Below are 13,409 nucleotides of genomic sequence, written 5' to 3'. Positions count from 1 at the left end.
TGAATTTGTAGTTATAGAACTTCAGGAGCTAACGAAACAATTTTCATGAATTGCTTTTCACGAAGTTCACGGGCTACCGGTCCAAAAATACGCGTACCGCGTGGTTCGTTGTTGGCATTCAAAAGAACGGCGGCGTTATCGTCGAAACGAATGTACGAACCGTCTTTTCTTCTAACCTCTTTCTTAGTTCTTACTATAACTGCCTTTGAAACAGTTCCTTTTTTAACGTTACCAGAAGAAAGGGCAGACTTTACTGTCACAACAATTCTGTCGCCAACAGATGCATACTTCTTACCAGTACCGCCCAACACACGGATACAAAGAACTTCTTTGGCACCGCTGTTATCAGCTACACTTAGTCTTGATTCCTGCTGTATCATCTTATTTAGCCCTTTCTATGATTTCTACTAAACGCCATTTCTTGTTCTTGCTGAGCGGACGTGTCTCCTGAATGCGAACTACATCACCGATGTTGCAGTCGTTGTTCTCGTCGTGAGCCATGAACTTGGTAGATTTGCTAACAAACTTACCATACATAGGGTGCTTCATTCTGCTCTCCACCAGTACAGTAATAGACTTGTCCATCTTATTGCTAACAACCTTACCGCTTCTTTCTTTTCTTAGGTTTCTCTCCATGATCTTAATCAATATTAAGAGTTAGCTGCTATTTCACGACGACGAACTTCAGTGCTTAGTCTGGCGATCAGTCGCTTCGTCTCGCGGATTTTCATTGGGTTCTCCAGTGGAGATATCGCATGTGCAAAACGCATGTTCTGCAGGTTAGCTTTCTCAGTGTTAAGCTTCTCTTGCAGTTCTTCCGCAGATAAAGCCGTTATCTCTGAATTTTTCATCTTATTTCTCAACGTAATCTCTACGTACTACAAACTTTGTTTTTACTGGCAGTTTCTGAGCAGCAAGTCTCAAAGACTCTTTCGCTACTTCAAGAGGTACACCATCAGACTCAAACATGATTGTACCTGGCTTAACCACTGCTACCCAATATTCAGGAGAACCTTTACCCTTACCCATTCGAACCTCAGCAGGCTTTTTCGTAATAGGTTTGTCAGGGAAAATACGGATCCAAACTTGACCCTCACGTTTCATTGCTCTTGTCATGGCGATACGAGCGGCCTCAATCTGGCGCGACGTAATCCAAGTTGACTCAAGAGACTTGATAGCGAAAGAACCAAACGCAATAGAGCTGCCTCTGTGAGCCAGACCCTTTACGCGGCCTTTCTGCATTTTTCTATATTTAGTCCTTCTAGGCTGTAACATTTTCTAAAACTTATAATGTTAACACTTGATTATTGACGACGCTTGCGCTTAGGGGCACCTTCACCAGCACCTTTTTTGTTGCGGCGGTCACCACCACGTCTGTCGCCAGAGGCCGAACCAGGTCCTTTTCCGCTCTCCAGGCCAGCGTTTGGAGTAAGATCCTTCTTACCATAAACCTCGCCTTTGAAGATCCATACTTTGATACCTAGTTTGCCATAAACTGTCTGCGCTTCAGATAAAGCATAGTCGATGTCAGCACGCAGGGTGTGAAGCGGAGTTCTACCTTCTTTGTAGTGCTCTGTTCTTGCCATTTCAGCACCACCCAAACGGCCTGATACCTGTACTTTGATACCTTCGGCACCTACACGTAGCGCAGAAGCAATTGCTTGCTTCATGGCACGGCGGAAAGAGATACGAGCCTGCAGCTGCTGTGCGATTGACTCGCCTACCAGCTTGGCATCAAGCTCCGGACGCTTAATCTCAAAGATATTGATTTGAATATCTTTGTTCGTAAGCTTCTTAAGCTCTTCCTTGATCTTATCTACTTCCTGGCCGCCCTTACCGATTACAACACCCGGTCTGGCCGTGTTGATTGTAATGGTGATGCGCTTAAGCGTTCTCTCAATTATAATTTTAGAAATACCGCCTTTAGGAATACGAGCTAGTATATATTTTCTGATTTTCTCGTCTTCGATCAGCTTCTCAGCGAAATCTTTGCCGCCATACCAGTTAGAATCCCAACCTTTGATAACACCTAGTCGAAAACCTATCGGATTAACTTTCTGTCCCATAATTCTTACTTGTTGGCTTTTTTAGATTTCTTAGACTGCTGCTGCTCGAGTTGCTCCTCGGTCATGCTGTCGATCACCAGCGTAACGTGGTTCGATCTCTTTCTGATTCTGTAACCACGGCCTTGAGGAGCCGGGCGAAGACGCTTCAGCATTTTACCCTCATCAACGAAGATGGTCTTGATGTACAGGTTGGCATCCTCTATGCGGGCATCCTCGTTTTTCTGCTGCCAGTTTGCTAACGCAGACAGGACAAGCTTCTCAACTTTGGCTGCACCAGCATTGGCTTCGAACTTCAGAATACCAAGAGCTTTTGATACGCTTTTACCGCGTACTAAGTCAGCTACCATCCTCATCTTACGAGGGGAGGTAGGGACATTTCTAAGTTTTGCTACTGCTTCCATTATTAACGCTTGCCTTTATCTTTCTTAGCAATGTGACCTCTAAAGTTTCTTGTCGGAGCAAATTCACCCAATTTGTGGCCTACCATGTTCTCAGTAACATACACAGGGATGAATTTATTTCCGTTGTGAACTGCAAAAGTATGACCAACGAAATCAGGAGAGATCATTGATCTGCGAGACCAGGTCTTGATAACAGACTTCTTGCCTGCCTCGTTCATTACAGTTACTTTCTTCTCGAGCCTAAAGTCAATATAAGGCCCTTTTTTTAACGATCTAGCCATTTACTATTTCTTCTTACCTCTATTAACTATAAGCTTCTCAGAATATTTATTCGTGTTTCTCGTCTTAAGACCTTTTGCATACAGGCCTTTACGAGAGCGTGGGTGACCGCCTGAAGACTTACCTTCACCACCACCCATTGGGTGATCTACAGGGTTCATGGCTACACCACGTACGCGTGGACGTCTACCTAACCATCTGTTGCGACCAGCCTTGCCAAGCTTCACGTTCATGTGCTCTGCGTTGGAAACTGTTCCAACAGTGGCAGAACAGTTCACCAGCACCATTCTCAGCTCGCCAGAAGGCAATTTGATGGTAGCATAGCGTCCTTCACGGGCCACTAGCTGTGCGTATGAACCGGCGCTTCTGGCCAAGATCGCACCAGCACCCGGCTGAAGCTCAATGTTGTGAATGATAGTACCTAGAGGAATATCAGAAAGAGGCAAGCAATTTCCTACTTCCGGAGCGATACCAGGACCTGAGTTAACTACGGTTCCAACCTGTAGTCCTGCAGGAGCAATGATATAAGTTTTCTCTCCGTCAGCATAGTGAAGCAGCGCAATGCGGGCTGTTCTGTTCGGATCGTACTCAATTGTCTTCACTGTAGCAGGAACACCGTGCTTGGTGCGCTTGAAGTCAATTATTCTGTACTTTTGCTTATGACCACCGCCCATGTAGCGCATGGTCATTCTGCCTGAGTTGTTACGTCCACCAGATTTTGAGAGGGGTGCCAACAAAGATTTCTCTGGAGTAGTCGCTGTTATCTCATCGAAGCCAGGGGCTACTCGGAATCTTTGACCTGGTGTTATTGGTCTTAACTTTTTTAAAGCCATTTTAACTTAATTATATGCCGCTGTAAAAGTCTATTACTTCACCCTCTTTCAGGGTTACAATTGCCTTTTTAATCAGAGAGGTACGGCCAGTTACAGCTCCAGACTTCGTATACTTAGTCTTTTTCTTTCCGATGGAGCGCATCGTAGACACTTTGTCCACAGTTACGCCATACATCTTCTCTACTGCCTTCTTGATTTCTACTTTGTTGGCATTTTTCTCTACCTCAAAAGCATACTTACCAACCTCGTTCAAGGCAGCGTACTTCTCAGTAATAATTGGTCTTTTCAGAACGTTCATTATTTCGCGCTAAAGAGGTTTTCTAATTCGTTTACTGATTGCTCAACTAGAAGAAGCTTCTCCGTGTTCAGCAGGTCATAGGTGTTCACATCCTTCACAGTAGACACTTTCACCTTCGGCAGGTTTCTGCCAGAAAGCACGATGTTCTTGTCTACAGCAGGAAGCACTACCAGTGTTTTGCCGGTTGACTGCAGGTTGCTCAGGATTCCCTTGAACTCTTTTGTCTTTGGGGCCTCCAGTGAGAATGACTCCACCAGAGCCACACGGTTATCACGTGCCAACAGAGAAAGAGCTGACAGACGAGCCGCACGCTTCAACTTCTTGTTCAGCTTAAAGCTGTAGTTTCTTGGTTTAGGACCGAACACACGGCCACCGCCAATAAACACAGGCGACTTTAAGCTACCAGCACGCGCACCGCCAGTACCCTTCTGCTTCTTGATCTTCTTAGTAGAGCCTGCAACCTCGTTACGCTCCTTAGACTTGTGCGTACCCTGTCTTTGGTTAGCCAGGTACTGCTTCACGTCAAGATACATGGCATGCTCATTTGGCTCCAGACCAAATATAGCATCAGAAAGGGTCACCTTTCTGCCTGTATCTTCACCTTTGATATTTAATACAGAGAGCTCCATTTTATTTCTCAATTAACACGTAAGAATTTCTGGCACCAGGAACAGAGCCACTAACAACAATAAGGTTTCTTTCAGCAATGATGCGTAGCACTGTAAGGTTTTGCACCTTTACTCTGTTACCGCCCATTCTTCCTGCCATGCGCATACCTTTGAATACTCTTGATGGCCAAGAGCACGCACCGATTGAACCTGGGTGTCTTGCTCTGTTATGCTGACCGTGCGTCTGACCGCCTACACCAGCAAAGTTGTGGCGCTTCACAACACCCTGGAAACCTTTACCCTTAGATGTACCTACTACATCCACGAATTCGCCTTCCTCAAAAAGCGTCGTATCAACTACGTCGCCCAAATTGAAGGAAACTCCTTCAACATCAAACTCAGCTACTTTCTTCTTGGGAGCAGTGTTAGCTTTCTGGTAGTGACCAGCTTCCGCTTTCGTTACTCTCTTCAGCTTTTTGTCGCCGTAGCCAATCTGCACTGCAGCGTAGCCGTCATTCTCAACCGTCTTCACCTGAGTAACTACACACGGGCCTGCTTGAATAAGCGTTACAGGTGTGTATTTACCATCTGCTGTGAAGAGGCTTGTCATTCCGATTTTTTTACCGATAATTCCAGGCATTCAACTTTTGTTTAGAGATGGATACAATAATTCATTGTCCCCTATTTTTGCTAAGGGAGTGCAAAGTTAATAATTTTTTAGCCTTCTTTTCAAACTTTCTCTAAAATATTTATTCTCAAGCAGGTATAAAAAAAGAGGAGGACTTGCGCCCTCCTCTTTTTCTTTGATTATCCGATGCTATCAAACTTTGATCTCAACATCAACGCCGCTTGGCAATTCTAGCTTCATTAAGGCATCTACTGTTTTAGAGCTTGTAGAATAGATATCTACCAATCTCTTGTAAGTGCAAAGCTGAAACTGCTCGCGAGACTTCTTGTTCACGTGTGGTGAACGAAGAACTGTAAACTTGTCCTTCTCTGTTGGAAGTGGAATAGGGCCGCTAACGATGGCACCTGTAGCCTTTACCGCTTTCACAATCTTCTCTGAAGACTTGTCCACCAGATTGTGATCGTAAGACTTAAGCTTTATTCTGATTTTCTGATTCATCTTATACTACTATTTTGCTGCTGTTCCCTTTATTTTGGCAATGATAGCGTCTGCTAAGTTTTGCGGTACTTGCTCATAGTGTGAGAAAGTAAGCGAAGCAGTAGCTCTACCAGAAGTAATGGTACGGAGGTCAGTCACATAACCAAACAGTTCTGAAAGTGGAACGTCAGCCTTAACAACTGTAGCGGTACCTTTAGTATCCATTCCTTTCATGATACCTCTTCTTCTGTTCAAGTCACCTGTTACCGGACCAGTGTATTCATCTGGCGTAACAACGTCAACAGCCATTATCGGCTCCAGAAGCTTAGGCGCACACTGCTTGCCGGCTTCTTTAAAGCCCTGACGAGCAGCAAGCTCAAATGAAAGTGAATCAGAGTCCACATCATGGTAAGAACCATGGAACAGGCGCACCTTCATGGAGTCTATAGGGAAGCCTGCCAGGATACCGTTCTTCATCGCTTCTTCGAAACCTTTCTGAACGGCTGGGATGAATTCTTTTGGAATCACACCACCAACAATACCGTTAACAAACTCAAGGCCTTGCTTTCCGTCCTCACGTGGTCCCATTTCGAACACGATGTCGGCAAACTTACCACGACCACCAGACTGCTTCTTGAATACCTCACGGTGCTCAACACTCTTCGTGATAGTTTCTTTGTAAGCTACCTGTGGCGCACCCTGATTCAGCTCTACCTTGAACTCACGCTTCATTCGGTCGATGATGATCTCCAGATGGAGCTCACCCATACCGCGAAGGATAGTCTGGCCAGTCTCCTCATCGGTGTTCACCTGCAGGGTTGGGTCCTCTTCGATAAGTTTGGCGATAGCCATACCCATCTTATCAGAGTCAGCCTGAGACTTTGGCTCAATGGCATAGCCAATTACCGGCTCTGGGAATTCCATTGACTCAAGAACGATTTTGGCGCTCTGGTCGCAAAGTGTATCACCGGTCTTGATATCTTTAAAGCCTACTACCGCACCGATGTCACCTGCACCCAGTCTCTCGATCTGGTTCTGCTTGTTGGCGTGCATCTGGAAAATACGGGAGATACGCTCTTTGTTGCCTGAACGTGTGTTGAACACATAAGATCCAGACTCCAGTACACCTGAGTAAGCGCGTACAAAGCAAAGACGTCCTACATATGGGTCTGTAGCAATTTTGAATGCTAGACCTGCGAAAGGATCGTCATAGCTAGGCTTACGTGTAACCTCGGCGCCTGTATCTGGGTTGGTACCTTTGATGTTATCTCTGTCCAGCGGAGAAGGGATCAAAGCCATTACATAGTCCAGCATTGTCTGTACGCCTTTGTTCTTGAATGAAGAACCGCAAAGCATAGGAACAATTGCAAGATCGATGGTTGCAGCACGAAGGGCGGCCAGGATTTCGTCTTCTGTGATTGAGTTTGGATCTTCGAAGTATTTCTCCATCAAAGTCTCATCATACTCTGCCACAGCTTCCAGAAGTTTTTCTCTGTACTCCTCTGCCTCTTCAACCATATCATCCGGAATAGGAACTTCCGTGAAGGTCATTCCTTTGTCTTCTTCGTTCCAGATGATACCACGGTTGTTCACCAGGTCAACCACGCCTCTGAAGTTGTCCTCAGAGCCAATTGGCAGCTGAAGCGCTACGGCATTGCTTCCCAGCATTTCTTTCACCTGCTTACATACGGCAAGGAAATCAGCGCCAGAGCGGTCCATTTTGTTTACGAAACCGATACGCGCTACTTTATAGTTGTCTGCCAGGCGCCAGTTTGTCTCCGACTGCGGCTCCACGCCGTCAACGGCAGAGAACAGGAATACCAGTCCATCAAGTACGCGCAGGGAGCGGTTTACCTCTACGGTAAAGTCCACGTGACCTGGAGTATCGATTACGTTGATGTGGTAGGTATTGCCTCTGTATGGCCAGCTTACTGTTGTTGCAGCGGAAGTGATCGTGATACCACGCTCCTGCTCCTGCTCCATCCAGTCCATGGTAGCTGCGCCATCGTGTACCTCTCCAATCTTGTGGCTTACACCAGTATAGTAGAGAATACGTTCGGTGGTGGTTGTTTTACCAGCATCGATGTGAGCGGCAATACCAATGTTTCTTGTGTATTTTAAGTCGCGAGTATTCATAATTTAGAATCTAAAGTGAGAGAATGCTTTGTTCGCTTCTGCCATTCTGTGCGTGTCGTCTTTCTTCTTAACGGCAGCACCTTCACCTTTAGCAGCTGCGATGATCTCACCTGCTAATCTGTCTTTCATTGTCTTCTCACCTCTCTTGCGAGCATATGATATCATCCACTTGATACCAAGAGATACTCTGCGGTCCGGACGAACCTCAGTCGGCACTTGGAAAGTAGCACCCCCTACCCTGCGGCTTTTTACTTCTACAGATGGCATGATGTTGTTCAATGCCTTCTTCCAAGTTTCAAGACCGTTTTCTTTTGTTCTTTGCTCTACTAGTTCTACAGCATCATAAAAGATACCATAAGCAACACTTTTCTTTCCGTCTTCCATCAGGTAGTTAACGAAACGTGTTACCAGGGTCTCTTTGTATTTTGGGTCAGGAAGGAGAATTCTACTTTTAGGCTTTGCTTTTCTCATTGTATTAAAACTCTAGGATTATTTCTTTTTACCTTTTCCTGCAGCAGCTGCCGGCTGTCCTGGCTTAGGTCGCTTGGCACCATACTTAGAACGTGACTGCAGACGGCCGTTCACACCGGCTGTGTCCAGCGCTCCACGTACGATGTGGTAACGCACACCTGGAAGGTCTTTCACTCTACCACCTCTGATCAGCACAATTGAGTGCTCCTGAAGGTTGTGTCCTTCACCTGGGATGTAGGCGTTTACTTCTTTGCCGTTTGTAAGTCTTACTCTGGCTACTTTACGCATGGCAGAGTTAGGCTTCTTTGGCGTAGTTGTATATACTCTTGTACATACTCCACGGCGCTGTGGGCATGAATCTAAGGCAGGAGACTTTGACTTGAAAGTCAACTTTTCTCTACCTTTTCTTACTAATTGCTGTATAGTAGGCATTTACTAGTAGTTAATTATAGATTTTCCACTTTAAAATTTGGTCTGCAAAGGTATAAAAATCACTTTGCAAATTCAAAATTTTAATCCATTAATTCTCTGCGTCTTAGGCCTCTCCCACTGTGCCCCCGAAGTTCATCGGGAACGAAGGACTGTCCTGAGACTGCTTTATTTCCCCGAAGCTAGCCTCAAATTTCTTGACGTTATCTGCCAGAGCAGCCAAAAGTCTTTTGGCATGCTCTGGTGTGATAACTATTCTTGATTTGACTTTAGCTTTTGGCAACCCTGGCATCAACCTTATAAAATCGATCACGAACTCACCGCTCGAATGAGCAATCATGGCAAGGTTCGCATACTCTCCCTCGGCTACCTCTTCCGATAGCTCGATGTTGATCTGATTTTGTTTCTGCAGATTTTCTGCCATGGCTCTTTATTTACTTTGTAACTCCTGCTGCTTTGTTTTGGTCGTTGTCTTTTTCGACTCCACAAGCGCCTCATACTCATCCTTACTTCCCACTATCAGGTTCTGGTATTCTCTCAGACCAGTACCTGCAGGAATCAGGTGACCTACGATTACGTTCTCCTTCAGGCCAAGCAGTTCGTCTGCCTTGCCTTTGATGGCAGCTTCGCTCAGTACTTTTGTAGTCTCCTGGAACGACGCCGCAGATATAAAGCTTTGCGTTCCAAGCGAGGCCTGAGTGATTCCTTGCAGCGTTGGACGTGAAACAGATGGTTGTGCATCACGCACGGTCACCAGTCTCAGGTCTCGGCGCTTTAGGCTAGAGTTCTCATCACGCAACCTGCGCGGTGTTACAATCTGACCAGGCTTCAGGTTCGTAGAGTCTCCCGCATCCTCAACCACTTTCATGTCGATGATATGGTCGTTCTCCTCCATGAAGGTAACCTTGTCCACCGTCTGGTGCTCCAGGAAGCTTGTGTCTCCTGGATCTACCACAACTACTTTCTGCATCATTTGCCGTACTACCACCTCAATGTGCTTGTCGTTGATCTTCACACCCTGCAGACGGTAAACCTCCTGAATCTCATTAACCAGGTACTCTTGCACGGCACCCGGGCCCTGGATGTTCAGAATGTCTGTTGGCGTGATAGCGCCGTCAGACAGCGGCATACCCGCTCGGATGAAGTCATTGTCCTGCACCAGGATATGCTTCGAAAGCGGCACCATGTATTTCTTCTTCACTCCGTCTTTCGACTCAATGAAGATCTCTCGGTTACCACGCTTCACGCTACCATAGGTCACTACACCGTCTATCTCAGACACTACTGCCGGGTTAGATGGGTTACGCGCCTCGAACAGTTCTGTAACGCGTGGCAGACCACCTGTAATGTCTCTTGTCTTACCGATAGCACGCGGGATCTTCACCAGGATTTGTCCTGCTTTGATCTTCTCGCCATTTTCTACAGTAAGGTGGGCACCTACCGGGATGTTGTACCCTTTCGACTCGCCGCTCTTCGGCGTCACAACGATTGCCGGGTTCTGTGTCTTATCTTTTGTATCGATAATCACTTTCTCACGGTAACCTGTCTGCTCGTCAGACTCCTCTCGGTACGTCACGCCTTCGATGATCGACTCGTAAGAAACCTCACCGTCGAACTCAGAAAGTATAACCGCATTGTACGGATCCCAATTACACAGTACAGCGCCTTTCTCTACCACCTGTCCTTCGTTGACATGCAGGAAGGAACCGTATGGCACGTGGTTGCTGATCAGCAGTTTTCCTGTGTTAGGATCCACTACTTTTACTTCACCGGAACGTCCCATTACCACCTTCACTGGCTCGCCCTCATTGTTCACCGTGTCCAGGGATCTTACGTCCTCGAACTCGATCTTACCGCCGAACTTAGCCATGATCGTAGCGTCTACGGCAATGTTCGATGCCGTACCACCCACGTGGAAAGTACGAAGTGTCAGCTGCGTTCCCGGCTCACCGATGGACTGTGCGGCGATTACACCAACAGCCTCGCCTTTCTGCACCATGAAACCAGTGGCCAGGTTACGGCCATAGCACTTGGCACAGATACCGCGCTTCGACTCGCAAGTCAACACGGAGCGAATCTCTACAGACTCAATAGCTGTGTTCTCAATATCTCGCGCGATATCTTCCGTGATCTCAGAGCCTGACTCAACAATCAGTTCATTGGTGATCGGGTCATATACATCGTGTACTGCCACACGGCCTAGGATACGCTCAGACAGAGACTCTACAATATCCTCGTTGTCTTTCAGTGCGCTTACCTCCAGACCACGCAGCGTTCCGCAGTCTTCCTCGTTCACGATTACGTCCTGAGACACATCCACCAGACGACGGGTCAGGTAACCAGCGTCGGCCGTTTTAAGGGCTGTATCGGCAAGACCTTTACGGGCACCGTGTGTGGAGATGAAGTACTCGATTACATCCAGACCTTCCTTAAAGTTGGAGAGGATTGGGTTTTCGATAATCTCACCTACGGATCCCTGAAGGGATTTCTGTGGCTTGGCCATCAGACCTCGCATACCACCCAGCTGACGGATCTGCTCTCTCGAACCACGGGCACCGGAGTGCATCATCATGAAGATCGAGTTGAAGCCCTGGTTCTCGTTCTCCAGGCGGCGCATCAACGTTTCCGTAATTTGGTTGTTGATACGCGTCCAGATATCGATTACCTGGTTGTAGCGCTCGTTGTCGGTGATCAGACCCATAGAGTAGTTCTGCCACACGGCATCTACATCCTTCTTGGCCTGCTCTACCAGCACTTCCTTCTCCGCCGGAATCTGAATATCACCCAGACCCATGGACAGACCGCCTTTGTAGGCAGACTGGAATCCTAGTGTTTTGATATCGTCCAGGAACTGCGCTGTGCGCGCCATACCTGTTTCTTTGAACACGCGGGAGATCACCTGCTGCAGCTTTTTCTTCGTCAACAGCTCATCCAGATAACCTACTTCCTCAGGCACGAACTGGTTAAAGATCACGCGGCCGGCAACAGTTTCGATCAACTTTGTCTCCAGTTCGCCTTTCTCGTTCTTAACCTTTGTTCTTACCTTGATGTAAGCATGCTTCGAAATTCTGCCTTCGTTGATAGCAATGATCACTTCCTCCGCAGAGTAGAAGCTCATGTCTTCTCCAGCGATTTTCTCATTTTCGGTGCTACGCTTTCCTTTTGATACATAGTATAAACCAAGTACCATGTCCTGAGAAGGTACTGCAATTGGAGCACCGTTCGCAGGGTTTAGGATGTTGTGCGAAGCAAGCATCAGCATCGAAGCCTCCAGTACAGCCGCCGGTCCAAGTGGAACGTGCACCGCCATCTGGTCACCGTCAAAGTCGGCGTTGAATGCCGTACACACCAGTGGGTGCAGCTGGATCGCCTTTCCTTCGATCAGTTTTGGCTGAAATGCCTGAATACCTAATCTGTGTAGTGTAGGGGCACGGTTTAGGAGCACTGGGTGGCCTTTCAGCACGTTCTCCAGGATATCCCAAACGACAGGGTCCTTACGGTCTACTATTTTCTTTGCAGACTTTACAGTCTTAACAATTCCTCTTTCGATCAGCTTGCGGATGATGAATGGCTTGAAGAGCTCAGCTGCCATGTTCTTAGGCAGACCGCACTCGTGCAGCTTCAGTTCAGGACCAACCACGATTACCGAACGGCCGGAGTAGTCCACACGCTTACCAAGCAAGTTCTGACGGAAACGTCCCTGCTTGCCTTTCAGCATGTCAGAAAGAGACTTCAGCGCACGGTTACCTTCTGCACGGACAGCGTTCACTTTACGTGAGTTGTCGAACAGCGAGTCTACCGCTTCCTGCAGCATACGCTTCTCGTTACGGAGGATTACCTCAGGGGCTTTGATCTCGATCAGACGCTTCAGACGGTTGTTACGGATGATAACGCGTCTGTACAGGTCATTCAAGTCAGAGGTAGCGAAACGGCCACCATCCAACGGCACCAGCGGACGAAGCTCTGGCGGAATAACAGGTACCATGCGGATGATCATCCACTCTGGTCTGTTCTCGATTCTTGTGGTTGCATCACGGAACGCCTCTACTACACGTAGGCGCTTCAACGCTTCCGCTTTACGCTGCTGCGACGTTTCGTGCGCGGCTGCATGGCGCAGCTCATAAGAAAGGTCGTCCAGGTTGATGCGCTCCAGTAGCATTTGCAGTGCCTCAGCACCCATTTTCGCGATGAACTTGTTCGGGTCGTTGTTGTCCAGAATCTGGTTCTCGCGCGGCAGTTTATCCACCATGTCCAGGTACTCATCCTCTGTCAGGAAGTCCAGCGTGTTCACGCCGTCTTCTGCAAGGATACCTGGTTGGATAACTACATATCTTTCATAGTAGATGATCTGGTCAAGCTTTTTGGTTGGCAGGCCTAACAGATAACCTATTTTGTTTGGAAGAGATTTGAAGTACCAGATGTGCGCAACCGGAACCACCAGTTCGATGTGGCCCATACGCTCGCGGCGCACTTTCTTCTCCGTCACCTCCACGCCGCAACGGTCGCAGATGATGCCTTTGTATCTGATTCTTTTATACTTTCCGCAGTGGCATTCCCAGTCCTTCACGGGTCCGAATATTCTTTCGCAGAACAGACCACCCATCTCAGGCTTATAGGTTCTATAGTTTATGGTCTCAGGCTTTACTACCTCTCCGTTGGAACGCTCCAGGATTGACTCCGGGGAAGCCAAGCTGATCGTAACTTTTGAGAAGTCCTGAGTTAGCTTTTTGTTTTTCGCAAATGCCATATTATTAGAATAATGTCGATACAATGAATATGCCTT

Annotated in this window: 17 protein-coding genes; all 17 read right to left on the bottom strand. The window is 47.3% G+C overall.

The features are described from left to right. Positions 1-11: 11 nt before the first annotated feature. The 17 genes from rplN to rpoC all read right to left on the bottom strand — a co-directional run bounded on the left by rplN (position 12) and on the right by rpoC (position 13,373). Positions 12-380, bottom strand: a complete 369-nt coding sequence (gene rplN / locus PXG97_RS10775; RefSeq protein ID WP_025609061.1) for a 50S ribosomal protein L14 — start codon at positions 378-380, stop codon at positions 12-14. 1 nt (position 381) lies between these two features. Continuing rightward, positions 382-636, bottom strand: coding sequence for a 30S ribosomal protein S17 (gene rpsQ / locus PXG97_RS10770; RefSeq protein WP_140620843.1), 255 nt, complete (start codon positions 634-636; stop codon positions 382-384). 14 nt (positions 637-650) lie between these two features. Further along, positions 651-851: a 50S ribosomal protein L29 gene (gene rpmC / locus PXG97_RS10765; protein ID WP_276497758.1), complete on the bottom strand. Its 201-nt coding sequence runs from the start codon at positions 849-851 to the stop codon at positions 651-653. A gap of 1 nt (position 852) precedes the next feature. Further along, complete coding sequence (rplP, locus tag PXG97_RS10760) at positions 853-1,275, bottom strand: 50S ribosomal protein L16 (protein WP_266050566.1); 423 nt, start codon at positions 1,273-1,275, stop codon at positions 853-855. Positions 1,276-1,304: 29 nt separating this feature from the next. Beyond that, entirely contained in the window at positions 1,305-2,066 is a 762-nt protein-coding gene (rpsC, locus tag PXG97_RS10755; protein WP_276497757.1) for a 30S ribosomal protein S3, read from the bottom strand. A 5-nt stretch (positions 2,067-2,071) separates the two neighbouring features. Beyond that, the gene (gene rplV / locus PXG97_RS10750) at positions 2,072-2,467 is read right to left on the bottom strand and encodes a 50S ribosomal protein L22 (protein WP_276497756.1); all 396 of its coding nucleotides are present in this window, start codon (positions 2,465-2,467) and stop codon (positions 2,072-2,074) included. Positions 2,468-2,469: 2 nt separating this feature from the next. Continuing rightward, the gene (gene rpsS, locus PXG97_RS10745; protein WP_025609055.1) at positions 2,470-2,748 is read right to left on the bottom strand and encodes a 30S ribosomal protein S19; all 279 of its coding nucleotides are present in this window, start codon (positions 2,746-2,748) and stop codon (positions 2,470-2,472) included. 3 nt (positions 2,749-2,751) lie between these two features. Further along, positions 2,752-3,579, bottom strand: coding sequence for a 50S ribosomal protein L2 (rplB, locus tag PXG97_RS10740; RefSeq protein WP_276497755.1), 828 nt, complete (start codon positions 3,577-3,579; stop codon positions 2,752-2,754). Between the two features lie 10 nt (positions 3,580-3,589). Beyond that, a complete protein-coding gene (gene rplW / locus PXG97_RS10735; RefSeq protein WP_073853798.1) occupies positions 3,590-3,877 on the bottom strand; it encodes a 50S ribosomal protein L23 in 288 nt (95 codons plus the stop codon). Further along, a complete protein-coding gene (gene rplD / locus PXG97_RS10730) occupies positions 3,877-4,506 on the bottom strand; it encodes a 50S ribosomal protein L4 (protein WP_276497754.1) in 630 nt (209 codons plus the stop codon). Before rplD ends, rplW begins: the two co-directional genes overlap by 1 nt. Position 4,507: 1 nt before the next feature. Continuing rightward, positions 4,508-5,125 (bottom strand): 50S ribosomal protein L3, encoded by a 618-nt coding sequence (rplC, locus tag PXG97_RS10725; RefSeq protein WP_276497753.1) that lies wholly within the window; start codon positions 5,123-5,125, stop codon positions 4,508-4,510. A gap of 180 nt (positions 5,126-5,305) precedes the next feature. Continuing rightward, complete coding sequence (gene rpsJ / locus PXG97_RS10720; protein WP_007654312.1) at positions 5,306-5,611, bottom strand: 30S ribosomal protein S10; 306 nt, start codon at positions 5,609-5,611, stop codon at positions 5,306-5,308. A 9-nt stretch (positions 5,612-5,620) separates the two neighbouring features. Further along, positions 5,621-7,726 carry an elongation factor G gene (gene fusA, locus PXG97_RS10715; RefSeq protein WP_276497752.1) on the bottom strand — a complete coding sequence of 702 codons (2,106 nt, stop codon included), beginning with the start codon at positions 7,724-7,726 and terminating at the stop codon, positions 5,621-5,623. A gap of 3 nt (positions 7,727-7,729) precedes the next feature. Then, positions 7,730-8,197, bottom strand: coding sequence for a 30S ribosomal protein S7 (gene rpsG, locus PXG97_RS10710; protein ID WP_046310169.1), 468 nt, complete (start codon positions 8,195-8,197; stop codon positions 7,730-7,732). Between the two features lie 18 nt (positions 8,198-8,215). After that, on the bottom strand, positions 8,216-8,629 hold the full coding sequence (rpsL, locus tag PXG97_RS10705; RefSeq protein ID WP_025609048.1) for a 30S ribosomal protein S12: 414 nt from the start codon (positions 8,627-8,629) through the stop codon (positions 8,216-8,218). 103 nt (positions 8,630-8,732) lie between these two features. Then, positions 8,733-9,050 carry a DUF3467 domain-containing protein gene (locus PXG97_RS10700; RefSeq protein WP_276497751.1) on the bottom strand — a complete coding sequence of 106 codons (318 nt, stop codon included), beginning with the start codon at positions 9,048-9,050 and terminating at the stop codon, positions 8,733-8,735. Positions 9,051-9,056: 6 nt separating this feature from the next. Further along, positions 9,057-13,373 (bottom strand): DNA-directed RNA polymerase subunit beta', encoded by a 4,317-nt coding sequence (gene rpoC, locus PXG97_RS10695; protein ID WP_276497750.1) that lies wholly within the window; start codon positions 13,371-13,373, stop codon positions 9,057-9,059. Positions 13,374-13,409: the final 36 nt, after the last annotated feature.

The sequence above is a fragment of the Pontibacter litorisediminis genome, assembly GCF_029360645.1.
Classification (GTDB): Bacteria; Bacteroidota; Bacteroidia; order Cytophagales; family Hymenobacteraceae; genus Pontibacter; species Pontibacter litorisediminis.
This window is presented reverse-complemented; position numbering and strand designations above follow the sequence as displayed.